This window comes from Pseudomonas sp. Fl4BN1, assembly GCF_009908285.1.
Taxonomy (GTDB): Bacteria; Pseudomonadota; Gammaproteobacteria; order Pseudomonadales; family Pseudomonadaceae; genus Aquipseudomonas.
The window spans coordinates 80,994-105,161 of sequence record NZ_JAAARM010000024.1; the positions used below are offsets into that span (position 1 = coordinate 80,994).

General features: G+C 65.1%; 19 protein-coding genes and 2 pseudogenes. 12 read left to right on the forward strand and 9 right to left on the reverse strand.

Annotated elements, in window-relative coordinates:
• Positions 1-81: 81 nt before the first annotated feature.
• The 4 genes from praB to GV818_RS23625 form a co-directional block, all read right to left on the reverse strand.
• Entirely contained in the window at positions 82-573 is a 492-nt protein-coding gene (gene praB / locus GV818_RS23610) for an alkane oxidation protein activator PraB (RefSeq protein WP_161758881.1), read from the reverse strand.
• 204 nt (positions 574-777) lie between these two features.
• Positions 778-1,269: an alkane oxidation protein activator PraA gene (gene praA, locus GV818_RS23615; protein WP_161777675.1), complete on the reverse strand. Its 492-nt coding sequence runs from the start codon at positions 1,267-1,269 to the stop codon at positions 778-780.
• Between the two features lie 156 nt (positions 1,270-1,425).
• Positions 1,426-2,703, reverse strand: a complete 1,278-nt coding sequence (locus tag GV818_RS23620; RefSeq protein ID WP_161758883.1) for an alkane 1-monooxygenase — start codon at positions 2,701-2,703, stop codon at positions 1,426-1,428.
• A gap of 293 nt (positions 2,704-2,996) precedes the next feature.
• Positions 2,997-3,992 carry an alpha/beta fold hydrolase gene (locus GV818_RS23625; RefSeq protein ID WP_161758884.1) on the reverse strand — a complete coding sequence of 332 codons (996 nt, stop codon included), beginning with the start codon at positions 3,990-3,992 and terminating at the stop codon, positions 2,997-2,999.
• Positions 3,993-4,259: 267 nt separating this feature from the next.
• On the opposite strand from GV818_RS23625, the gene GV818_RS23630 reads away from it, so the two are divergent.
• Genes GV818_RS23630 through GV818_RS23640 form a run of 3 tightly spaced genes read left to right on the forward strand, consistent with a single transcriptional unit; the run spans position 4,260 to position 7,593 of the window.
• Positions 4,260-5,828, forward strand: coding sequence for a flavin-containing monooxygenase (locus GV818_RS23630; RefSeq protein WP_161777676.1), 1,569 nt, complete (start codon positions 4,260-4,262; stop codon positions 5,826-5,828).
• A complete protein-coding gene (locus GV818_RS23635; protein WP_161777677.1) occupies positions 5,815-6,714 on the forward strand; it encodes an SDR family NAD(P)-dependent oxidoreductase in 900 nt (299 codons plus the stop codon). The genes GV818_RS23630 and GV818_RS23635 overlap by 14 nt, the downstream gene beginning before the upstream one ends.
• A gap of 39 nt (positions 6,715-6,753) precedes the next feature.
• Positions 6,754-7,593, forward strand: a complete 840-nt coding sequence (locus GV818_RS23640) for a metal-dependent hydrolase (RefSeq protein ID WP_161777678.1) — start codon at positions 6,754-6,756, stop codon at positions 7,591-7,593.
• 31 nt (positions 7,594-7,624) lie between these two features.
• Here GV818_RS23640 and GV818_RS23645 read toward each other — a convergent pair whose 3' ends face one another.
• A complete protein-coding gene (locus tag GV818_RS23645) occupies positions 7,625-8,458 on the reverse strand; it encodes an AraC family transcriptional regulator (RefSeq protein ID WP_161777679.1) in 834 nt (277 codons plus the stop codon).
• A 91-nt stretch (positions 8,459-8,549) separates the two neighbouring features.
• Here GV818_RS23645 and GV818_RS23650 point away from each other — a divergent pair, with 91 nt between their 5' ends.
• Both GV818_RS23650 and GV818_RS23655 read left to right on the forward strand, forming a co-directional pair.
• A complete protein-coding gene (locus tag GV818_RS23650) occupies positions 8,550-8,948 on the forward strand; it encodes a DUF3224 domain-containing protein (RefSeq protein ID WP_161758889.1) in 399 nt (132 codons plus the stop codon).
• 35 nt (positions 8,949-8,983) lie between these two features.
• The gene (locus GV818_RS23655; protein ID WP_161777680.1) at positions 8,984-9,769 is read left to right on the forward strand and encodes a type 1 glutamine amidotransferase domain-containing protein; all 786 of its coding nucleotides are present in this window, start codon (positions 8,984-8,986) and stop codon (positions 9,767-9,769) included.
• Here GV818_RS23655 and GV818_RS23660 read toward each other — a convergent pair.
• From GV818_RS23660 to GV818_RS23675, 4 genes are all read right to left on the reverse strand, one after another.
• A complete protein-coding gene (locus GV818_RS23660; protein ID WP_161777681.1) occupies positions 9,745-10,947 on the reverse strand; it encodes an MFS transporter in 1,203 nt (400 codons plus the stop codon). The genes GV818_RS23655 and GV818_RS23660 overlap by 25 nt on opposite strands.
• A 294-nt stretch (positions 10,948-11,241) precedes the next feature.
• On the reverse strand, positions 11,242-12,102 hold the full coding sequence (locus tag GV818_RS23665) for an NAD(P)-dependent oxidoreductase (RefSeq protein WP_161777682.1): 861 nt from the start codon (positions 12,100-12,102) through the stop codon (positions 11,242-11,244).
• Positions 12,103-12,250: 148 nt separating this feature from the next.
• On the reverse strand, positions 12,251-12,853 hold the full coding sequence (locus GV818_RS23670) for a TetR/AcrR family transcriptional regulator (protein WP_161777683.1): 603 nt from the start codon (positions 12,851-12,853) through the stop codon (positions 12,251-12,253).
• Positions 12,854-12,952: 99 nt separating this feature from the next.
• Positions 12,953-14,035, reverse strand: coding sequence for a sigma-54 interaction domain-containing protein (locus GV818_RS23675; protein ID WP_161777684.1), 1,083 nt, complete (start codon positions 14,033-14,035; stop codon positions 12,953-12,955).
• Between the two features lie 834 nt (positions 14,036-14,869).
• On the opposite strand from GV818_RS23675, the gene GV818_RS23680 reads away from it, so the two are divergent.
• From GV818_RS23680 to GV818_RS34550, 7 genes and pseudogenes are all read left to right on the forward strand, one after another.
• Positions 14,870-15,943 (forward strand): ABC transporter substrate-binding protein, encoded by a 1,074-nt coding sequence (locus tag GV818_RS23680; RefSeq protein WP_161777685.1) that lies wholly within the window; start codon positions 14,870-14,872, stop codon positions 15,941-15,943.
• A gap of 22 nt (positions 15,944-15,965) precedes the next feature.
• A complete protein-coding gene (locus GV818_RS23685) occupies positions 15,966-17,189 on the forward strand; it encodes a lipase family protein (protein ID WP_161777686.1) in 1,224 nt (407 codons plus the stop codon).
• Positions 17,190-17,204: 15 nt separating this feature from the next.
• Positions 17,205-18,413 carry an LLM class flavin-dependent oxidoreductase gene (locus GV818_RS23690; RefSeq protein WP_161777687.1) on the forward strand — a complete coding sequence of 403 codons (1,209 nt, stop codon included), beginning with the start codon at positions 17,205-17,207 and terminating at the stop codon, positions 18,411-18,413.
• Positions 18,414-18,417: 4 nt separating this feature from the next.
• Positions 18,418-20,007 carry an ABC transporter substrate-binding protein gene (locus GV818_RS23695; RefSeq protein WP_161777688.1) on the forward strand — a complete coding sequence of 530 codons (1,590 nt, stop codon included), beginning with the start codon at positions 18,418-18,420 and terminating at the stop codon, positions 20,005-20,007.
• Between the two features lie 344 nt (positions 20,008-20,351).
• Positions 20,352-22,931 carry a TonB-dependent receptor plug domain-containing protein gene (locus tag GV818_RS23700; protein WP_161777689.1) on the forward strand — a complete coding sequence of 860 codons (2,580 nt, stop codon included), beginning with the start codon at positions 20,352-20,354 and terminating at the stop codon, positions 22,929-22,931.
• A gap of 38 nt (positions 22,932-22,969) precedes the next feature.
• A pseudogene (locus tag GV818_RS23705) lies at positions 22,970-24,037 on the forward strand (LLM class flavin-dependent oxidoreductase); the annotation flags it as partial.
• A gap of 5 nt (positions 24,038-24,042) precedes the next feature.
• Positions 24,043-24,168: pseudogene (locus tag GV818_RS34550) on the forward strand (REP-associated tyrosine transposase); the annotation flags it as partial.

The window sequence follows — 24,168 nt, forward strand, 5'->3', positions numbered from 1 at the left end:
CCAGGGTGTTGCAACAGGCGCCTCAGCAGAGGCGCCTGTTTTTTTTCAGCAAGTGATCAACAGGCTGAAGTCAGCTCAACTTCATGGCGTTACGGTGAGAGCAGGGTTCGGGTTGACGCTCAGAGCAGTGATTTTGCAGCTGCCGACGGTTTGCGCCGAAGGAATGCTCAGGGTGTTGGTCGCGTTGTTCCAGGAGACGTTGATCGTCACTGGAGAAGCGCTGCAGTTGGAGAGGATCTTGAAGTTGACCCCAGCCACAGTGCCGGTGGTAGCGCTGGAGGTACTCAGCGTCCAGGGCAGACCCAGTAGGGCCGGTACGCTGCACAAGGAGTTGCTGCCGCTGACCGTGGCACCGGTGATCGAGGCGTTGGCGCCATTGGCCGCTACGGTACCGGTGAAATTGATGTTGCAATTGACCGGTATGCCGAACGACGCAGGCGAGGCCACCGAGATGGTGCCTGGCGCCGAGAAAGTCGCACCAGCAGGAGCAATGGTGGCAGCGCTGGCCATCGACGCGGCGCCCAGGCAGATGGCGAAAGAAGCTACGGATACCAGAGTCTTGATGCTTTGCATTGTTGTTTTCCTCAAGATTTAGGCAACAGGCAGTTGCCAGGGGGTTATCAGCCTTGCCAGGGTGTCGATGACGCCATCGGCTCTCCAGTTCGACCGAATTCGGTGCTGGAGCACGCTAGGGCGATACCGACACGGCCTGAACCACCCGTGCTTTCGGACTCGATCGCAAGTTCATCAGCGTCCCTCCATGGATTCTGTTGTCGATCAGGGCGCGACCCGAAAGGTCGGCGGCATCTGGATCGACACAGTCTTGATGGTGCAGCCACCGTCGAGGCTGACCTGGGTCGCCTCGAGTTTTCCGGTGCTGTTGTTCCAACTGCCTTCGGCGGTGCTCGGCCCACAATCGCCACCCACCAGCGGCGCGTGCACGGTGACCCGGATACCGGACATGGCACCGCTGGCTTCATCCTTTGCAATCAGCTTCCAGGGCAGGTGCGTGGCTTCGACCTGGCCACACTTGAGGCCGCCGCTGAAGTCGACTTTGTCGACGCTGGCGAAGCTGCCATCGGGACTGACCTTGCCGCTGACCTGGATGGTGCAGTCGGCATTGATGATGCTCTTGGCAAAACTGATGGGGCCTTTGGCGGTGAACTCGGTATTGGCCGGTTCGATGCGCGCGGCGTCGGCCGCACCCATCATCGACACCCCCACCAGGACCACGAACAGACGGGCAGCAAACAGCGGTGAGATAGACATCCGTGACTTCCTTACAGTTGCTTATTGTTGTTGTCGGTCAACGTGTTCAAGGACTTCATCTGACTCTGCTCCGCCGTCAAGGGACTCCGTCACCGGTGAACGCAAATGGTTCACCGGCACTTGAAGGGCTGAGCAGCACAACGCAACAGCGGTGTTTCAATCGGTGTCGGTAAAGCCGTGTTGCTTGAGCAGTTCGCTGCGTTTGGCCGGATGCAGGTTGGCCAGCCGGACATCCCCCGAGTAATGCGCCAGCACTCGGTGATCCATCAGTCGCCGCCAGAGAAACGGCACGTAGGCCCAAACGATCATGGTGGCGTAGCCATAAGGCAGTTGCGGCGATTCGTCGAAGTGGCGCAGGGCCTGGTATGAACGGGTCGGGTTGGCGTGATGGTCGGAGTGCCGTTGCAGCTGGAACAGGAAGATGTTGGTGACGATCCGGTTGCTGTTCCAGGAATGCCGTGGCGAGCAGCGTTCATAGCGGCCGTTGGGCTGTTTCTGCCGCAGCAGGCCGTAGTGCTCCACGTAGTTCACCACCTCCAGCAAGGAGAAACCGTAGATGCCCTGGATCAGCAGGAAGGGAATCACCGCCGCGCCGAGCCAGGCGATCAGTACCCCCCAGAGCACCACGCTGTACAACCAGGCGCTGAGCACGCCGTTCTTCCAGTGCAGGGTCGGCAGCCCGAGCTTGTGCAGGCGCTGGCTTTCCAGGTGCCAGGCCGAGCGCAGGCTGAACCAGGTGGTACGCGGCAGGAAGCTCCAGAAAGACTCGCCAAGACGCGAACTGGCGGGATCTTCCGGAGTCGCCACGCGCACGTGGTGGCCCCGGTTGTGCTCGACGAAGAAGTGCCCGTAGAAGGTCGAGGCCAGGGCCAGTTTGGCCAGGAACTTGGCCATCCCCCGGTTCTTGTGCCCCAGTTCATGGGCGATGTTGATGGCGATGCCCGTGGCCGCGCCGGTGGACATCGCCATGCCCAGGTAAGTGAACCAGCCGACGCTGCCGTGCAACTGGGCGCGTTCGGTAAGAAACGCGGCGAAACTTGCCAGGCTGCCGTGCAGGTGCAGCTGCTCACTCAAGTGCAACAGGCCGCCGGCGATGATCCAGTCGACGCCGCTGACGGCCATCCACGCGGTGACCACCAGGGACAGCACGGAAAACACCGCACAGCTATAGACGATGAAGCGGTAGTAGGGTTGTTTTTCCAGATCGGGAACCGCGGACTCCGGCGGGTTGCTGGCATCCTCTCCCATCAGGCCGTCGATCAACGGGATCAGGCCGAAGATCACCAGCACCCCGCTCCACCAGAGCACCTGCACACCGGTGGTCAGGGCGGACAGCCCGGCCAGCAGCGGAGTGATCATCGGCAAGATCCCCAGCCACCACAGGTGACGCTTGCCATCGGTCCATACGCCAGGTGCCGCCACGGAAACAGTCATGGCAGCCTCCGCAGGATGGCGGTCGGCAGGGATGCTATAAAGGACAACGCGGTTGCGCTGTACAGAGCGTGAATGGATGAAAAAACAAAAGCGTGAAATGGCGTTATTTTCATTATTTTAATCGCTCAATTGCACTTTCAAAAAAAACATTCAAAACATTTTTTTAAATAAATAGCTCGGATTCGTTAGCTCGTCAACTATTTTTTCGGCTTGTTTTGAATGTCGCCCGTGAAGCATTTACCGCTGCTGCCAGAGTCGTTGGGCGCCGCGTCAACGCGCCCCCGACAACGCCCCTAGCTTGCTCGTGATGCCGCGAACGGCGGGTGCAGCACGGTGGCACTGCGCTGCGGCCTGGCTTGGGCTGCGATTCGCTGGACCATCGCCACCACCGGCTCGACCGCACTGATGGGCAGCATGTGCCCGTGCCCCGGAACAATCTCCAGTGACAGCCCCGTCACCTTGCCGAGCATCGACTCGCCATGCTTGCGGTAGTTGAGTACCGCGTCGGCCGAACCGTAGATCAAGCCCACCGGCAACGTCAGGCTGGGGTAATGCTTGACCATGTCGGGCAAGGCGCGGTTGACCAGCGCAATCTCGCTGGACGCGTTATAGAAGTTGTCCGAACGCATGCCCAGCAGCCCGCCCCCACGCACGGGGAAATCCTCGGGCGGCGAATCCGGAGCGAACACCGCCTTGACCAGGGACCGGCGCCCGAGCATGGCCATCGGCGCGGCCAGGGTCAGTGACAGCCAGCGCCGCAGGAAGGCCGGACGCACCCCCAGGGACAGAAACACCAGTGGCAGCGTGCGCTGGGGATGGGTCAGCGGTGCCACCAGGATCAACCCGGACACCGCATGCGGATAATCCAGCGCCAGGGACAGGGCAACCGCGCCCCCCAGGGAATGCCCAAGCACCAGTGGCTGTCCCAGGTCCAGGGTGCGAATGAAGCTAGCGATCAGGCTGGCCTGGGCTGGCAAGTCCGCGGCCGCGCCCCGCGCTCGAGTGGAGTAGCCGGAACCGGGCCGGTCGAGGGTGATCACCCGGAACTGCTCGCGCAATTGTGGTGCCAGGGAGTGCGTGAGATTGCGCCCGCAACCCGATAGCCCATGGATCATCAACAGCGCCGGGCCGCGGCCTTCGTCGGTGTAATGAATGCGTTCGCCAGCAACGTCCAGGAAGCGGCCGTTGATCGGAACCTCGCGTTCAATCCTGCGGTTGATGCGCACGCTCACTCCCCAGAGCACCGCGCTGACTATCAGGAATACCGCTGCCGCTACCAGCCAATCCATAACCCGTCCCCTCAGCTTCCCTGCGCCGTGGCCCGCGATCGGGATGATCCGGCTCTGTGGCTGTTGCCTGGGCCTGCTACTGCCTGTGACGTCTCATCCAGAGTCCGGATGAGCCCCGCAAAAAACCACAGGCGACTGGCGCAGATGACATTTTCAGGTGATTTATTTAAATTAATTTTTAAAACATTATTTTAAATTGTGCAATCCTGAGATTTCACTCACCGACGAAAGTCATCAAAAAGCGTCACCACAATCGAGGTACTCACCATGAATGCGTACTCGCCACCCAATGACCCCGAGGTCGTTGACATCGCCATCATCGGCGCCGGCTTCGCCGGGCTGTGCATGGCGATCAAACTCAAAGAAGCCGGGCTAGAAGATTTCTTTGTCGCCGAACACGCCGCGTCCCTGGGGGGTACCTGGCGCGACAATCACTACCCCGGCTGCGCCTGCGACGTGCAATCCCACGTTTATTCCTTCTCCTTCGCGCCCAATCCGAACTGGACCCGGCAGTTCGCCCCCCAGGCGGAAATCCGCGAATACCTGGAAAACTGCGCCAGGGATTTTGCCCTGGGGCCGTTTCTGCGCTTCAACATGGGCCTGGAACAGGCCGTCTTCGATGCCGTCACCGAGCGCTGGCAACTGCGCTTTGGCAATGGCCGCCAAGTCAGTGCGCGGGTCTTGGTCTCCGGCATGGGCGGCCTGTCGCGCCCGGCGATTGCCGATATACCCGGGCTCGAATCCTTCACCGGCAAGCGCTTCCACTCCCAGCAGTGGGACCACCGCTATTCGCTGCAGGGCAAACGAGTGGCGGTGATCGGCACCGGCGCCAGCGCGATCCAGTTCGTGCCAAAAATCGCCCCCCAGGTGGCCCAGCTCAAACTCTTCCAGCGCACCCCGCCGTGGATCATGCCCAAGCCCGACCGTGAACTCGGCGCGCTGGAGCGCTGGGCCTTCAAGCATCTGCCATTCACTCAGCGGCTGATGCGTTCGGCGTTGTACTGGACCCTGGAGAGCCGGGTGATCGCCTTCGCCCGCCGCCCACAGCTGATGAAAGTGGTGCAGCGCGTGGCCCTGCGGCACTTGCGCAAACAGGTGCCCGATCCGCTCCTGCGCCAGCGCCTGACCCCGGACTACACCATTGGCTGCAAACGTATCCTGATTTCCAATGACTATTACCCGGCCCTGTCCCGGGGCAACGTGGGGGTGATCAGCGAGGCGATCCAGCGCATCGACGGCGACGCGCTGATCACCGCCGACGGCCACCGGCACAGCGTGGACTGCATCATCTTCGGCACCGGTTTCCAGGCCACCGACCCGATACCCCGCGGCCTGCTGTTTGGCCGCCAGGGCCAGGACCTGATCGACAGTTGGTCCAGGGGCGCCCATGCCTACCTTGGCACCTGCGTGGCGGGCTTTCCGAATTTGTTCATGATCGTCGGCCCCAACACCGGCCTTGGGCACAACTCGATGATCCTGATGATCGAGGCCCAGGTGGACTACATCCTCAAGGCCCTGGAACGGATGCGCCACAGCGCAATAGCCACACTGGAGGTCAAGCCCCAGGTCGAGAGCCAGTACAACCAGCGCCTGCAACAGCGCCTGGCGACAACCATCTGGTCCACCGGCGGTTGCCGCAGCTGGTACCTGGACCCTCGCAGTGGGCAGAACACCACGCTCTGGCCCGGCTCGACCTTGAGCTTCAGGAAGGCTGTGCAGCACTTCCAGCTCGAGGACTACCTGACCACTCACCTGCCCCATCCCGGGCCTGTCGCCACACCGGCCACAGTGCGCCCAGTGAATCTGCAAGAGGCCGCCATCGATGAAAAACTTTAACGGTAAAGTCGCCGCCATTACCGGCGCCGCCTCCGGCATGGGCCGCGCTCTGGCCGTGGCCCTGGCCCGCGAGGGCTGCCACTTGGCACTCGCCGACAAGAACCCCCAGGGGTTGGCGCAGACCGCGGCCCAGGCGCGGGCCGCGACGCTGCTGCCACTGCGCATCAGCAGCCAGGAACTGGACGTCGGCGACCGTGCGGCGATGTTCGCCTGGGCCGCCGCCACTGCCGCCGAGCACGGACAGGTCAACCTGGTGTTCAACAACGCCGGGGTGGCCTTGTCGAGCACCATCGAAGGCTCGAGCCTGGCCGACCTGGAGTGGATCGTCGACGTCAATTTCTGGGGCGTGGTGCACGGCACCCAGGCCTTCCTGCCCTACCTCAAGCAGGCCGGCGAGGGGCATATCGTCAACACGTCCAGCGTCTTCGGACTGTTCGCCCAACCGGGCATGAGCGGCTACAACGCCACCAAGTTCGCCGTGCGCGGCTTCACCGAGTCCCTGCGCCAGGAGCTGGACCTGCAAGGTCACGGGGTCTCCGCCACCTGCGTGCACCCGGGAGGCATCCGCACCGAGATCGCCCGTTCCAGCCGCATCTGCGACAGCGTCAAGGGGTTCTTGATCGACAACGAACAGCAAGCCCGCGACGACTTCGAGAAGCTCTTCATCACCTCCGCCGAAACCGCCGCCAAGGTGATTCTGCGGGGGGTGCGCAAGAACCGGCGGCGGGTGCTGATCGGCCGTGATGCGCACGTCCTCGACCTACTGGTGCGCCTGCTGCCCAGTGCCTACCAGGCTCTGGTGGTGTGGCTCAGCCGGCGCATGGCGCCGCGGCCGGGCAAGGTCCCGGCGCCAGTCTACGAGCCCCAGGACGAACGCAGCCGCTAAGGCCGCGCTCCCCATTTCATGTCTAGAGGAGCGACAGCCATGCTGCCCATCCGCCGCGACATCCAGGTCGAACTGCCTGCCGAACGCGCCTGCGACTGGCACGAACAAGGCAGTCACGTGAGCCATTTTTTCAACGCCCTGTCCCTGCTGTTCCCTACCGGCGAACTGTTCTTCATGGACAGCGTGCGCCACTACCGCGAGCAGATTGACGACCCCCAGCTCAAGCGCGAGATCCAGGGTTTCATCGGCCAGGAAGCCATGCACAGCCGTGAGCACCTGCGCTACAACGACCTGTTGCAAGCGGCCGGGCTGCCGGCCCAGCTGTTGGACCGGCGGTTGCGGATGTTCCTCGACTTCCAGAAAAAACACTTCCCACCCGCCTTCAATCTGGCGATCACCGTGGCCCTGGAACACTACACGGCGATTCTTGCCGACCTGCTGCTGCGCGACCCCAGCCGCTTCGGCGACTCGGTGGCGGGTTACCGACAGATGTGGCTGTGGCACGCCCTGGAGGAAACCGAGCACAAGTCGGTGTCCTACGACGTCTTCAACAGCGTGCTCAAGCCCGGGCCCAAGCGCTACCTGATCCGCACCGGGAGCATGCTGTTCACCACCCTGACCTTCTGGCTGGTGGTGTTCGATTTTCACCTGCGCATGCTGATTGCCGACCGCCGTCGCGGCGGTCATTGGCGCGGCCTGTGGCAAGTGATCAAGTACCTCTACGGCCCCAAGGGCGTGTTCCCGCGAATCGCCCTGCCCTGGCTGCAGTTCTTCAAGCCGGGCTTTCATCCCTGGGATCACGACAACCGCGAGCAATTGCGCCGCATCGATGGCCTGGTGCAGGACATCGAACGCACCCGCGCGGCAGCGGCCAAATAAGCAGCGACCATTGGCCAACGCTGGCGCCAGCTCAGTCCGGCGCCACCTGGCTGCGCACGTAGGCGGCCGGTGGCTGGCCCACCATGCGCTGGAAGTCCCTGACGAAATGCGCCTGGTCGAAGTAGCCCAGGCGCAGGGCCAGCTCGGCATCCGGCTGGGCCTCGCCGCGTTGCAACAGGGCCAGGGCCTCATGCAGGCGGTAACGGGCGATGATCCACTTTGGGCTCACCCCGACGTAATGGGCAAACAGCCGCTGCAACTGACGCGGGCTCACGCCGGCCAACTGCGCCAGGTCCTGCGCTCGGGTCAGGCGACAGTCCGTCGCGGCCCGGGCCACCAGTTCATTGAGCAGCCACACCCGCTCATCGGCGGCGGGCAGGCTGGGCATCAGCAAGGCTTCGGCCCGCTCGCACATCACCGCCATCCCCGGCCAGGCGCCAGGGTCGAGCCAGGTATCGGCGGCGGCCCAGACTTCGCCAGCAGCCACCGAGCGATCACGCAATTGCTCCATGGGGCGCCCCCAGAACGGCTGCAACGCCGCCGCACGAAACTTCACCCCGAACACCCAGCCATGGCCGGCCAGGGTCTTGCTGAAGCGTTGCCGATGCGGCCCCCAGACCCGCGCCTGGCCTCCCTCGAACACCAGGTGCGCATTGGGATGAGGCAAGGTTTCCTGGCGTTCGACCAGCGCCCCGGGCAAGGCCCAGCCGACATACCAGAAGTGCTCCACCCAGGGCGCCAGGGCGGGCGGCGGGGCCTGGCGCAAATGCTCGAAGTGCCGGGCCGACAAGCGCTGGTTGAGCACGCCCCGAGCCGGCCCGGGAGCCGCTGCTGCTGGCGGTCGCGTTTTTCCAATCCGCTGCATGATGCTTGTGCTTTCATCCTTGTCCGAAGACCTGGGCCCAACGCCCAACGGTCCGGCGCTTATTATCACCCGCTCAACACTGGAGAACAGCATGCACGCCACCGGACAATTCAACGTCGAACTGCCCAACCACCCCGTTGCCCCGGATACCGAAGCCGCGCAACTGGGACGCAAGGCGATTCACAAGACCTTCGAGGGCGACTTGCAGGGAACCAGCCTCGGCGAAATGCTCAACAGCATCGGCACGGTAGCGGGCTCGGCAGGCTATGTGGCGCTGGAAAGATTCTCAGGCAGCCTGGCCGGTCGCCGCGGCAGCTTCGTGCTGATGCACTACGGGGTCATGGACCGCGGCCAGTCGACCCTGCACATCCAGGTGCTGCCCGACTCCACCAGCGGCGAACTGCTGGGCCTCACGGGCCGGATGCAGATCCGTATCCAGGACGGCCAGCACCACTACGCGTTCGACTACAGCCTGCCCGACGCCTGCTAATCTGCTGCGCACCCTTTGTGCTGCGAGCCCGCGCCATGATCCTGATTCTGCTGCCCCACGCCGACTACGATCCCACTGAAAGCAGCCTGCCCTGGCAGGCTGCCAGGGAGGCCGGGTTCGAGGCGCAATTCGCCACGCCGCTGGGGTTTGTGGCCTACGCCGACTCGCGCCTTGTGAGCCTAGGCTTCGGCCCGCTCAATCCGCTGTTGATGACCCCGGCCGCCGACCTTGAGCGCTACCACAGCATGACCCGCGACCCGGCGTTTCTCAGCCCCCTGAACTATGCCGAAGTCGATCCGCAGGGCTTCGAGGGTTTGCTGATTCCGGGCGGGCATGCCCGGGGCATGCGCAGCCTGCTGGAGTCCGAGGACGCAAGGCGCATCATCATGGCGTTCTTCAAGGCCGATAAACCCGTGGCTGCGGTGTGTCACGGCCCCCTGGCGCTGGCCCGCTGCATCGACCCCGAAAGCGGGCGTTCGGTACTCTACGGGCGCAAGGTCACCGCCCTGCTCGCCGGCCCCATGGAGCTGGCGGCCTGGATCGTCACCGCGCCGTGGCTGGGGCGCTACTACCGCACCTACGCCCACAGCGTCGAGCATGAGATCAAGCAGGCACTGGCCAGCCCGGCGGACTTTCTCTCCGGCCCCTGGCTGCCCCGCCGGGACTCGGCGGCGCATCCCGAGCGCGGCTTTGTGGTGCGGGACCGCAACCTGTTGACCGCGCGCTGGCCGGGGGACTGCCACCGCTTCGCCAATGAATGGGTAACCCTCTTGCAACAGGCCCGCGAGGCCCATGTTCAGCCGGAGCAGGCCAGCCTCTGACCCGGCTTGAAGGCATGGCTGCGTGCGCCCCACACCAATATCAGGCCCGCCAGCGCCAGAGCGGCCATGGCCCAGGGAAAGGACACCGCGCCATAGCGTTGCAAGAGCAGGCCACCGACCACACCCCCGCAGGCGATTCCCAGGTTGAAGATCGTCACCAACATCGACTGGGCGACGTCCGCGCCCTCCCCGGCCACGTCCGCCACGGCGGTCTGGAGCAAGGTCGGGGCGCCGCCGAAGGTCAGGCCCCAGGCGCCAATGCCGAGCCACAGCAGCCAGGGCTGACTGGCGCCGATACCCAACAGCAGGCAGGCCAGAGCAAAGCCGGCGAGGCTGCACAGGGTCAGCCCGCGCAACCAGCGATCGACGCCGAGCCCGGTCAGCCAGATCCCCGCCAGAGAGGCCAGGCCGAACACCAGCAGAGCTCGATCCAGGGAAGCCGCCTGGCCCAGGGACGCCAGGAACGGCGCGATGTAGGTGTAGAGAATGTTGTGGGCCAGGATCCACACGAAGATCACCAGCAGCGCCTGGGGCAGGCCCCGGGTGAGAAAGATCCGCGCGATCGGCTGGCGCTGGTGGGCCTGCTGGCCGGGATAGTCCGGCACCGCAAGGCGCACCCAGAACCACAGCAGCAGGGCCAGCAGCGACAGCCCCCAGAAAATCTCCTGCCAATCCATCTGCGTTCCCAGCCAGGCCCCCAGGGGTACCCCCAGGCACAGGGCAATCGGCTGGCCGATCCCCACCACTGCCAGGGCCCGGCCTTGCAACTCGGGCACCACCAGACGCCGGGCATAACCGGCCAGCAAGCCCCAGACCAGCCCGGCGGCCATGCCCGCGGCGAACCGTGCAGCCAGGGTCAACAGATAGTGGGTCGACAAGGCGGTGAGGCTGTTGAACAGCAACAAGCCGCCGATGGCCAGCAACAGCAAGGGCCGTCGGCGCCAGCTGCGGGTGGCGGCGATCAACGGAATCGCTGCCGCCACCGAGCCCAGGGCATAGACACTGATCAACTGCCCGGCCAGGGCCTGACTGATGCCCAGGCCCTGGCTGATCTGCGGCAACAGCCCCGCGGGCAGTGTTTCGGTGACGATGGCGACAAAGCCGGCCAAGGTGAAGGCCAGCAACTGCCAGATCGGCAGCCGGTTGGAGGCAGCCGGGAAAGACGAAGAACCACTCATGAACAAATACTCACACAAGAAAAAAATCCCCCCGTGTAGGAGCCGGCTTGCCGGCGAAGAGGCCCTCGAGCCTTGCATCGCCCTCGAAGAAGTCCGCAAGACATGCAGCGCCTGGACGGCAGCCTTCGCTGGCAAGCCAGCTCCTACAGCAGTCAGATACACCGTGCAGGCCCCTGTAGGAGCCGGCTTGCCGGCGAAGAGGCCCTCGAGCCTTGCATCGCTCTCGAAGAAGTCCGCAAGACATGCAGCGCCTGGGCCGACGCCTTCGCTGGCAAGCCAGCTCCTACGGGGCATTCAGCCGAGGTAGGACGCGGCCATGTCCTTGTCTGCGTGCCCCCGGTCCAGGGCCCGCTGAAAACGCTGGATGCCGGCCTCGGCCAGGTCGACCCGGACCCCGACCTTGTGGGCCGCAGCCACCATCAACTCGGCATCCTTCAAGGCATTGGCCACGGTAAAGCTCGGGCTGTAGTCGCCACTGAGCATGGCCCGGGTCTTGGCCTGGAAATAACCGCTGTCCAGGGGGCCGCCACTGACCAGCTCCACCACCAGCGCCGGGTCCACCCCCAATCCCTTGGCCAGGGCCAGGCTTTCCGCCGCTCCGTGAGTCAGGGCCAGTACCCAGCTGTTGAGCGCCAGTTTCAGGCGGCTGCCCGCCCCCGGCTCTTCACTGACCCAGAGCACGCGCTTGGCGATGGCCTCCAGCAGCGGCTGCAACGATGGCCGATAGGTACCGGAACCGGCCCCCAGCACCACCAGTTGCCCCTGCTCTGCCGGTTGCCGGGTGCCCAGTACCGGCACGTCATAGAAGACCAGCCCCCGGGCCTTGGCAAAACCATGCAGCTCATCGATAGCGTCCACGCCGACCGTGGCCATCTGCAGCCAGATGGCGCCGTCTTGCAGCCCCGGCGCGGCCTGTTGCATGGCCTGCAGAACGGCGGGCCCATCCTTGTTCAGGGTGATGATCACCTGCGCCCCGCGCACTGCCTCGGCGGCCTGGTCAAACACCTGGATATCCTCCGCCAACAGCGCCTGGGCCCGCTGTGGCGTGCGGTTCCAGGCGTGCACCGCAAATCCCTTGCGCCGCAGGTTGCGCGCCACCGCCGCGCCCATGATGCCGATGCCTAATACCGCGATGGTTGCTGGTTGCTGGGTCATCTGTGTGTCTCCTATGTTGAATAGCTTCTGGAATGATCATTCCAATACAAGGCAAAAAAACGCCCACTCCGATAGCAACTGACTTGCCAGCGAAGGCCCCCTTGAGCCTGATAGCGCTTTGAGGGCCTCTTCGCCGGCAAGCCGGCTCCTACGGGAGGGGCTGGGCTCGGGACAGGCTGGCCAGCGCCACCTCGACCACATCCAGCAAGCGCTGGCGCCGTTCATTGGGCAGGCTGCCCTTGCCCAACACCCGCAGCCCCTGCACGGTGCACACCACAAAACTGGCCAGGGCCCGGGTATTGCTCTGCGGATCGATCTCGCCCTGCTCCTGACCCTGGCGCAGCACCTGCTCCAGGGCGCTTTCAATGCGCTGGAAATTCTGCGCAACGATCTGCGCCACCGCCGGATCCTGCCCGGCCATTTCCAGGGACGCATTGGCTGCCAGGCAACCCAGGCGTTGGCCATCCTCCAGCTCGTTGTCGACAATGCGCATCAGCAAACGCCGCACCCGCTCCAGCACCGGGGCCGGTGCATTCAGCAGTTCGATATTGGCGCTGGTCATCTGCTGGTAGCGCTTGAGCGCGCAGGTGTACAGGCCATGCTTGCTGTCGAACGCGTTGTACAGGCTGCTGCGGCTCAGGCCGGTGCCTTGCACCAGGTCCTGAATCGAGGTGGCCGCGTAACCGCGCTGCCAAAACACCTGCATGGCCGCATCGGCGATCTGGTCGGGGTCGAACTCCTTGGGACGCACGGCTGTTACCTTTCTGGAATGATCGTTCCAAAGACTAGAGATCAAGCCGGCAGGCGTCAACCGGCCCGGGCAAAAAAAGCTCCGGGCCGGTTCTCGGGCCTAGGAAACGGAGGTTGCCAGGGGCTTGTTCAACTCGCCGATCTTTTCCAGCCGGGCCCGCACGATGTTGCGGCTGATATTGAGCAGGCGCCCAGTCTGCAGCTGGTTGCCGTGGCAATAGCGGTAGGCCTCGCGGAAGATCGTCTCTTCGATGTGCTCGTACAGGTCCGGAATGTTCTGTTCGAACAGCGCCTGCAAGGCCCGTCCCAAATCCACCGGAGCAGCCGCGGCCGGCAGCGCTGCGGCCTGGGGTGCCTGTTCCTGGCGGATGCCGGAAGAGCGCATGTCCACCAGGTGCAGATCGCCAGGCGCCACTCGCTGCTGACGGCACACCAGCAAGGCGTGGTGAATGGCGTTTTCCAGCTCGCGGATGTTGCCCGGCCAGCTGTGCTCCAGCAGCTTGCGTTCGGCCTCCTCGGTCAACGAGGCGCGGTTGTAGCCCAGGCGCTGGCAGTGTTCCTCAAGGAAGAATTCCGCCAGGGGCAGAATGTCCCCCGGGCGTTCGCGCAACGGTGGCAGGCGGATGGTCGCCACGTGCAGGCGGTAGAACAGGTCTTCGCGAAAGTGCCCGGCCACCACCGCATCCGCGAGGTTGACGTTGGTGGCCGCCACCAGCCGCACATTGATCGGAATCGGCGTGCGCGAACCCAGGCGCACCACTTCCCGCTCCTGCAACACCCGTAGCAGCTTGACCTGCATGTTCAACGGCAGGTCGCCGATCTCGTCGAGGAACAAGGTGCCGCCGTTGGCCGCTTCGAACCAGCCGGCCTTATGGGTGGTGGCGCCGGTAAAGGCGCCTTTTTCATGGCCGAAGAGTTCACTTTCCACCAGGGATTCGGCAAAGGCCCCGCAGTTCACCGCGACAAAGGACTCACGCCCGCGGCGGCTCAAATGATGGATGTGCCGTGCCACCAGCTCCTTGCCGGTGCCGGTCTCGCCAATGATCAGCGTGTTGGCTTCACTGGGGGCCAGGCGCTCGATGCGGCTGAGCAGTTCCTGGGAGCGCGGGTCCTTGAACACCAGAACGGTGGCCCGTACCGACTTGGTCAATTCGCGGGCGTGTGGATGAGTGATCAGCGACATGGTGCATTCCTGGCAGTAAAAGCGCGGGTTCAATAGTGCACGAAGATATTTAGACTAAATAATTATTAATTAATCTTTATATATTCCATTTGTGAATATGCCTGATCGCTGCTCCTGGCCTGCTGCTGGAGCAGCAATCGGCCAGCACCCGGCTGTTCGCCGATCAGCAACAGCGTCCTGCGACGAGCCTGCCCGACTTTTGCGAAACCCTTGCCCTGCAAGGCCTGCAGCGACTTTTCCGCACCCTGGCATGCAATCTGCTCTCTCCCTGCCAACACCGGCCCCTACGCCGCCGCAACCAATACCGCCCCCTGTAGGAGCTGGCTTGCCAGCGAAGGCGTCCGCAAAGGCAACACAAGATTCAAGGGCCTCTTCGCCGGCAAGCCGGCGCCTACAGGAAACACCGCGACATCCGCCGTAGGAGCTGGCTTGCCAGCGAAGGCGTCCACAAAGGCAACACAAGACTCAAGGGCCTCTTCGCCGGCAAGCCGGCTCCTACAGAAACACCGCGACATCCGCCGTAGGAGCTGGCTTGCCAGCGAAGGCGTCCGCAAGGGCAACACAAGATTCAAGGGCCTCTTCGCCGGCAAGCCGGCTCCTACAGAAACACCGCGACATCCGCCGTAGGAGCTGGCTTGCCAGCGAAGGCGTCCACAAAGGCAACACAAGGCTCAAGGGCCTCTTCGCCGGCAAGCCGGCTCCTACAGAAACACCGCGATATCCGCTGTAGGAGCTGGCTTGCCAGCGAAGGCGTCCGCAAAGGCAACACAAGGCCCAAGGGCCCAGGCCGAGACTCGCTCGGGCGATGAAGGCAAACATTTTAGGGAGAGTGCAATGCAAGCTTTATGGCGCAACACCCTGGCCGCATTGGCCGCACTGCTGATCAGTGGCACCGCCCTGGCCAATCCGGCCCCTGAGTCGGTGAAGATCGCCATCGTCGCCTTTACCCAAGGCGGCAAGCCGGTGTTCGGCGGGATCGCCGGGCGGGTCATCGAGGACGGCTGGCTGGAGCAGCAATTGAGCCAGCGCGGCATCAAGCTGCAGTGGATCGCCCTGCCCCATGCCGGCGCCGGGCCGCAGATCAACGAAGGCTTCAGCAACAACAGTATCGACTTCGCCGTGCGCGGCGACCTGCCCTCGGTGATCGCTGGCGCCGGCGGCGTACCCGGCAAGCTGATCGTGCCCGGCGGCAGCGGCAACAATATCTATCTGGTGGTGCCGACGAACTCCACGGCCAAGAGCATCGAGGACCTCAAGGGCCAGCGCCTGGCCCTGCATCGCGGCCGGCCCTGGGAGTTTGCCTTCAGCAACTTCCTGGCCAGCAAGGGCCTGAAGCTCGACGACTTCAAGATCGCCAACCTCAACCCCCAGGTCGGCGCGGCGGCGGTGTCCGCCGGCAAGGTCGACGCGACGGTGCTGCTCAGCGAGGCCTATGCCCTGGAAGACAAGGGCGTGGGCAAGATCATCTGGTCCACCAAGCAAGGGGCCAATGACTGGCGGCTGATCTCCGACCTGTGGGGCACCGACAGTTTCATCGAGCAGCACCCGGAGCTGACCCAACTGCTGGCCACTGCCTGGGTCAAGGCTGCCTGGTGGATTTCCCAGGAGCAGAACCAGGACGCCTATTACCAGCTGTCCTCCCGGGCCGGCACCGCCGAGAGCGTGCTGCGCCGCGACGACCAGGGCGACCCGGTGGCCTGGAAAGAGCGCTGGGCGCCGAAAAGCGACCAGCAGCTCAAGGCCCACTACCAGGCACTGAGCACCTACGCCCTGGCCAACCAACTGATCCGCACGCCCTATGACATCGCCCCGGCCCTGGCCACCGGTTTCACCAACCAGGCCCTGATCGACCTGCACCTGAGCGATTACTGGCCCGCCCTGCGCGGCCAGGTCGCCACCCATCCTTGAACCCTGAACGCGAGTCTGATTGATGAAACTGTCCGCAAAATTCACCTTTGGCCTGAGTGTCCTGGCGGTCTCGCTGACGACCATGGCCGGCCCGACCTACGCCCCCAAACCCGATCCGCTGCAGGGCGACGGCCGGGTCTCGGCTTTCTATACCTGGCAGGAGCCGATCCCCGCCACCCCGGGCAAGCTGCTGCGCAGCGAGCCCCTGGAAGCCACCCTGAGCCTGCCCAACGCCGCCAGCGCGCAACGGATTCTCTATACCTCCACCGATGGCATCGACGGCAAGACCCCGGTGGTGGTCTCCGGCACCCTGTTCCTGCCCAAGGGCAAGGCCCCTACCGGCGGCTGGCCGGTGGCTTCCTGGGGCCATGGCACGGTGGGCGTGGCGGATGTCTGCGCACCGTCCTGGCAGGGCCGCTCCTACCGTGACGTGCAGTACCTGAGCCGCTGGCTGGACGAAGGCTTCGCCATTGTCGCCAGCGACTACCAGGGCCTGGGCGTGCCCGGCGGCCATCCGCTGCTGAACAACCGCATGGCTGCCTACGGCATTCTCGACGCCGCCAAAGCCGTGGTCGCCGGGGTGCCCGGGCTGGCCAACAAGGTGCTGATCGTCGGCCAGTCCCAGGGCGGTGCCGGGGCCTTCGCCTCGGCTGCCTATGCCGCCAGCTACGCCCCGGAGCTGGGGGTCAAGGGCAGCATTGGCACCGGGGTGATCTACACCATCGGCGCGAAGAACGTCGGCGAGCAGGACCCGAACAAGGTCGACGCCTCCCTGGCCTACGGTTTCTACACCCTGCTGGCCGCCCAGCAGTACGACCCCAGCATCAACCCCAAGGACTTCTACACCGACAAGGCCCTGCCGCTGTTCGAACAGGCCCGCACCAGCTGCCTGGCATCCCTGGTCAGCGACGTGGTGGGGGTCGGCCTGACCCCGGCCAACGCCAAGAAGGACTACCAGGGCAATCAACTGGCGGCCTGGCAGCAGCAGGTGTCCTACCCGACCCTGAAGACCGCGCAGCCGGTGTTCATCGGCACCGGCGCCGAGGACAAGACCCCGGCCGCCGCCACCCAGGTGGCGCTGATGCAGGACGCCTGCAAGGCCGGCTCGGTGGTCGAGGGCCACCTGTACAAGGGCCTGGGCCACAGCGAAACGGTCAACGCCTCCCTCAAGGATTCGGTGCCGTTCGCCCACAAGGTGATCAACGATCAGCCCATCACCCCCGTCTGCAACCCCAGCGTGCAATAACCCGGAGCCCCATCCATGAGCATTGAATTCTTCACCCGCCTGCCGTTGCACGGCGAGACCCAGTTTCTTCCCGGCGACCCACGCAACCGCGGCGACTGGCACCGTGGCGGCCCCAGCACCGGCGCCGTCTCAGGCTTCAGCGTCGGCGACCACTTCACCTACATCGACTACCTCGGGCAGATTGCCAAGGCCGCGGAAATCAACGGTTTCGGCGGCGCGCTGATGGTCAACGCACCGTCCGGCGAAGAGCCCTGGACCGTCTGCTCGCTGCTGGCCCGGGAAACCCGCAGCCTGAAGTTCGTCACCGCTTTCCAGCCCTACCACTACACGCCCTGGGTCGCGGTGCAGCAGGCCGCCACCTACCAGCGCGCCACCGGCAACCGCCTGGTGTGGAACATCATCAATGGCGGCTCGGACGCGATTCAGCGCCAGGTCGGCGACTTCAGCGACCACGATGAGCGCTATGCCCGTGCCAGCGAGTTCATGGACCTGGTCAAGGGCTACTGGCACAACGAGAACTTTCACTACCAGGGGCGCTTCTACCGCGCCGAAGGCGGTGGCCTGCGCGGGCCCCTGAAAAAGGCCGAACTGCCGCTGATCTGCACCGCCGGCTCGTCGATTGCGGCCCGGGAGTTCGCCGCCAAACATGCCGATTTCTACCTGATGCGCGCCGAACACCCGGACGAGATCGCCGCGCTGATCGCCGACATCCGTGAGCGGGCCTTGCAGTACGGGCGCAGCGACATCCGCTTCGGCCTGTCGATCGACGTCATCACCCGGGAAACCGAAGAACTGGCGCGCACCGAGGCCAAGCGCTTCTTCGACGAAGGCATCGCCAAGGGCGCGGTCAAGGCCGTGGCCGCCCATGCCGGGCTGCGCACCGCGCGCAAGCTCAGCTACGAGAACGGCTTCGCGCAGAAGAACGAGACCCAGGGCTTCGACGACTTCTTCATCCACCCCAATGTCTGGACCGGTTTTGGCTACATCGGCATTCCCCCGGGCTGCGCCCTGGTGGGCAGCTACGAAAACGTCGTGGCGCGCATTCGCGAGTACCACGCCATCGGCATCGATCTGTTCTTCCTCGCCGGCTACCCGCACCTGGAAGAGGCCTACCGCCTGGGCGAGCACATCCTGCCGCACTTTCGCGGCGAACGCGCCGCCCTGAGCCGCCAACCGCAAGCGCCGCTGGAGCTGCGCAGCGCCAACGGCCCGGCCGGAGCCTGATGCCATGAGCCAGGACCCCTACGGTTTCAGCCGTCGCAGCTTTTTGAGTCACAGTGCCTTGTTCGGTGGCGGCCTGCTGCTGGGCAGCGGCCTGCTGGCCGGCTGCGGTGCCGAAAGCTCCAGCGGCACAGGCAGCGTGGCCGCCGCCAGCAACTCGCCGCGCTACGGCGGTCGCCTGCGCCTGGGCATCCTCGATGGCAACCAGAGCGGCAACCTGGACGCCCACAAACCCATCGGCAGCGGCATCGTCCGCGGCTTTGCGCTGTACAGCAAACTCTGGGAATGGGACGAACAGATGCAACCGCGCCTGGCCCTGGCGGAGTTTGCCGAACCCAATGCCGATGCCAGCAGCTGGACCCTTCGCCTGCGCCAGGGCCTGGAATTCCACCACGGCAAGAGCATCGATGCCGACGACCTGATCTTCTCCATCCGCCGCCTCACCGACCCGCAACTGGCCTCGCCCTACGCGGCGCTGCTGCACTGGGTCGACCGCGACAACCTGGTGAAGCTCGACGACCGCACCGTGCGCCTGAGCTTTCGCCAGGGCCGCAGCTACATGCCCCTGGCGGAAACCTGGGTCAACTTCGGCGGCATAGTGCCGGTGGACTACCACCCGGTGACCAACCCGGTGGGCGCCGGCCCCTACAAGCTGAAAAGCTTCACCCCGGGCCAGCGCTCGCTGTTCACCCGTTTCGACAACTACTACAAGGACGGCCAGCCCTACGCCGACGAGCTGGAGATCATCGACTTCAAGGACCAGGTCGCGCGCCTGGCGGCCCTGCGTTCCGGGCAGATCGACATGGCCAACGTGATGCCCACCGAACAGCTGCAGGTGCTGCAACGGGACCCACGGGTACGGCTGCTGAAATCGGTGACCGGCAACTGGCTGTCCTTCGACATGAACCTGGACAAGCCACCGTTCAACGACCCAAGGGTGCGTGAGGCCTTCCGCCTGCTGGCCGACCGCGAGGAACTGGTGCGCCGCGCCCTCAATGGCCAGGGCCGGGTGGCCAACGACCTCTATGCCCCCAGCGACCCGACCTTCAACCACGGCCTGGGCCCGCGCCCCCACGACCCGCAGCGCGCGGCGCAACTGCTCAAGGACGCTGGGCAAGAGAACCTGGAGCTGGAACTGGTGACCACCCCCGGGCCGGGCCTGACCTCGGCCCTGGTGCTGGCGGAACAGGCCAAGCGCATTGGCGTGACCCTCAAGGTTCGCCAGGTGGACCTGGCGACCTTCCAGGGCCCGCAGCGCGACGACTGGACCCTGAGCACCGGCGGCAGCATCGGTGCGCCGTTCCTGGCCAGCGCCATCCACACCGACGCGCCGTTTGCCGTGTCCAACAAGACCCACTTCAACGACCCGCAGTTCGCCGAAGTGTTTCTTGCCGCCATGGCCCAGCCCGACCTGCAACGGCGCACGGCCCTGGTGCACCAGGCGCAGCAGATCCAGTACGAGCGTGGCGGCCTGCTGATCTGGGGCTATGCCGACCTGCTGGACAGCGTCTCCACCCGCGTCGGCGGTGCCCACGAAGAACAATCGCTGTTCAGCACCTGGCGTTTCGAAAGGTTGTGGCTCAACGACAGCGCCTGACCCCGTAGGAGCTGGCTTGCCAGCGAAGGCGTCCACAAGAGCACCGCGAGCCTCAAGGCCCTCTTCGCCGGCAAGCCGGCTCCTACAAGGAACCACCGCAACCGCCACACAACCCGTAGGAGCTGGCTTGCCAGCGAAGGCGCCCGCAAGAGCACCGCCAACCTCAAGGTCCTCTTCGCCGGCAAGCCGGCTCCTACAAGGAACCACCGCACCACCACACAACCCGTAGGAGCTGGCTTGCCAGCGAAGGCGACCGCAAGAGCACCGCGAGCCTCAAGGTCCTCTTCGCCGGCAAGCCGGCTCCTGCAGAACACCCATGCGATTCAACATGAGGCTCATGTGCCATGCCCTCCAACGCCTTCGCTCGCCCCGCATTCGGCCCGGCTCTGGCCGTAGTGATGCTTTCACCCCTGGCATCGCCGCTGTGCGCCGCCGATACCCAGCTGCAAACCGTCACCGTCCAGGCCAGCAGCCAGCCCGACGACGATGCCCTGCCCACCCGGCCAGCAACCTCGGTGTACGGCGGCACCGAGACCAAAATCATCGACACCCCGCGCTCGGTGACCCAGATCAACGCCGAACAACTGGCCAACGACCCGATCCGCAGCGCCGACGACCTGGTCAAGTACGCCCCGGGCATCACCCGCGGTGGCGGGCAAAACGCCGGTATCGCCCCGCAGTTCCGCGCCCAGGGCTCGGAGGTATTCCAGGACGGCCAGCGCGCCTACGGCGTGCGCCATCCGGCCAACTTCAACGCCTACGAGGGGGCGGACATCGTCGCCGGCCCCTCCTCGGTGACCTACGGTTCGGTGTCCGGCAGCGGTGGCTACGTCAACTACCTGAGCAAGAAGCCCAACTTCAGCGCATTCAAGACCCGTCTCAGCGGCGAGTTCGGCGCCTGGGTGCCAAACGGCCAGTCCCGGGATTCCAGCAAGTTCAGCATCGACAACACCGGCCCCCTGAGCGATCAGCTGGCCTACCGGGTGAGCATCAGCAAACAGCGCCAGCAGGACTACTACGACAACGTCGACAACAATTTCGACGCCTTCTACGGAGCCCTGGCCTGGCGCAACGACAACCTGCGGGTGGACTGGAACGCCAGCTACGACAACTACTACGACTACAACATCACCCACGGCTGGAACCGCGCCACCCAGCAACTGGTGGACAGCGGCAAGTACTACGCCGGGCGCGCCACGCCGATCATCCAGAATGGCAACAGCCTGTGGTCGCCGGTGCTGGCCTCGGGCGCGGCCAATGCCCCGACCCTGGGCTGGGTGCAGCGCCAGCGCAACGCCCAGGGCCAGTACAGCGTGGTCGATGGCAGCTTCCAGGCGGCCTCGCCCAACACCCAGGCCAGCCCCGGCACCCTGCGTGGCTGGGTGTATGACCCGAGCCTGGCGGGCAACGGCCTGAGTTCCCTGTCGCCCCAGGCCGGGCAGCGCCGCGAAGACCAGAACAGCTCGCGGCGCTTCACCACCCAGCTGCGGGTCGAAGCCGATCTGTCACCGACCATCACCCTGGCCAACAGCACCTTCTACCAGCGCTCCAGGGACCTGACCGACGCCGTCGGCGCCTTCCAGGTGCAGTCCAGGGACAACCTGCTGGACAACCGTTTCGAGTTCCGCTCAGGCAATGAAACCCGGCTCGGCAACCTGACCCTGCGGGACGACAGCAACAGCGGGCTGATCTACCGCCGCGAGTTCAACCAGTCGATCGCTGCCAACAACCACTTCGGCTCCACCATCAACGCCTACGACCTGACCCAGGACCCTTCCGGCAAGAACCCCGGCGACCTGCTGGGGCTCACCGGCAGCAACCCCGCCGGCGGCAACGGCGCCTGGATCGGCCAGCCCGGGGTGCCCCAGTACTCCAACTATTACGGCTGGCTCAACCTGGCGGCCATGTACCCCGCCGGCCACGGCCTGTACGCCGAATCCCTGGCGCCCTACACCGCCGAAAGCACCTGGACCACCAAGACCCTGTTCAGCCAGCACAACCTGCGCCTGGGCGACCGGGTGGGGCTGAACATCGGCGCCAGCCGCAGCTGGATCGACGCCGAGATCGACAACCCCTTCGTCCTCAAAGGGGGCAACGACCGGCGCGACAGCCACAACTACCGGCTGTTCGCCTTCCAGATCAGCCCCTACGTCAAACCCACCGAAAACAGCACCCTGTACTACACCTTCGACCGCTCCCTGGCGGTCAACACCGGGTTCTTCTCCAACGGCCTGGGCTGGGGCAGCGGCAGTGGCGCCAACCAGCTCAACCCCCTGGCCTTCCAGAGCCTCAGCGTGCTGCATGAACTGGGGCTGAAGGTCGAAGCCATCCCTGACCAGCTGTTCATGACCCTGGCCACCTTCAAGCAGGCCCGGGACCAGTCCCCGGACAGCAACAACAACATCGCCCGGCTGATCATCAAGGGCACCGAGGCCACCCTGCGCTACCAGCCAGACCCGCACCTGCGCAGCGGCCTGAACCTGTCCAGACTCAGCGCCTACAACGAATTCACCTCCCAGGCCGGCTTCGCTTCCGCCGGGTTCATCGCCGACAACGGTACGGTTTTCGGTGACAACAACAGCCTCAACCGGCGCCCGTCCGGCCGCTTCGACGCGGTGCAGATTCCCGAATACACCGCCAGCGGCTACCTCGACTACCGCTTCGACTCGGGCTTTGGCGCCGAACTCTCCGGCTGGTGGACCAGCAGCTGGTACCTGAACCTGAGCAAGACGGTGAAGATCCCCGACGAATACAACCTCGACCTGGCCCTCTACTACCGCCAGCCCCAGTGGAGCAGCACCTTGCGCGTGCTCAACCTGACCAACGAGCTGAACTTCGTCAGCGGCCTGGCCGCCTCCACCAACACCTTCCTGCAGCCGATGCCCGGACGCACCGTGCTGGCCCAGGTGGATTACCGCTTCTAACCCCTTTTCGCACACGCTGCCCCGAGGAAACGCCCCCTATGAGCATCGAATTCGTCGGCATGATCTTCCCCCGCCAATGGTCCGAAACCCGCGGCATCCGCAGCCCGGACTTCGACCTGGCATTCATCCGCGAGCACGCCCGCGCCCATGAACACGCCGGCTTCGACCGGGTGCTGATCGCCAGCGGCCCGGGCAGCGCCGACAGCCTGCAGATCGCCGCCTATGCCGCGGCCCACACCGAGCGCCTGGGCTTCATGATCGCCCACCGCCCGGCCCTCAGCGCCCCCACCGTGGCCGCCCGGGCCTTTGCCACCCTGGACCACACCACCGGTGGCGGGCGCATCCGCCTGCATGCCATTACCGGCATCACCGCCGAGCCCCAGGAAGGCGACACCCTGCTGGACAAGACCGAACGCTACAAGCGCACCGACGAATACCTGGAGATCGTCCGGCGCACCTGGACTGCCGAGGAACCCTTCGACTTCGAAGGCCGCTACTTCAACATCAAGGGCGCCTTCTCCCCGGTGAAACCCCTGCAACAACCGCAGATTCCGATTTCCTTCGGCGGCTCCTCCGACATCGCCTACCAGATCGCAGTCAAGCACGCCGACCTCTATGCCCTGTGGGGCGAACCCCTGGACGGGGTTGCCGAACAGATCGGCAAACTGAAGGCTGCCGCCAGCGCCGCCGGAGTGAGCGCGCCCAGGGTCAGCCTCTCGGTGCGGCTGATCCTGGGGGCTACCGAAGAGTTGGCCTGGCAACGGGCCGAACAGATCCTCGCGCAGATCCAGTCCAACCCGCAGTTCGCCGCCGGCAGCCCCTGGCAGAAACGCCTCAAGGGCACCGGTTCCGAACGCCTGCTGGCGGCGGCGGCCCGCGGCGACCGCCACGACCGCGCCCTGTGGATGCCCACCGCCACGGCCGTGGGCGCCTACGGAGACACCACCGCCCTGGTCGGCACCCCCGAGACCGTGGCCCAGGCCCTGCTGGACTATATCGACCTTGGCGTCAGCACCTTCCTCAACCGGGGTTACGACCCGTATTACGACACCGTCGACTATGGCCGCTGGATCATCCCTGCCGTCCGCGCAGCTGCCGCCCGCCGCTCCCCCGCGCCCTGCGTCGCGAAGAAAACCTGCGCCTGGTTGCCCGTTACCTCATCGCCAACCCGATCCGCGCCGGCCTCGTCACCCGCGTGCACGACTACCCCCTTTGGGACGCCATCTGGCTTGCCGGC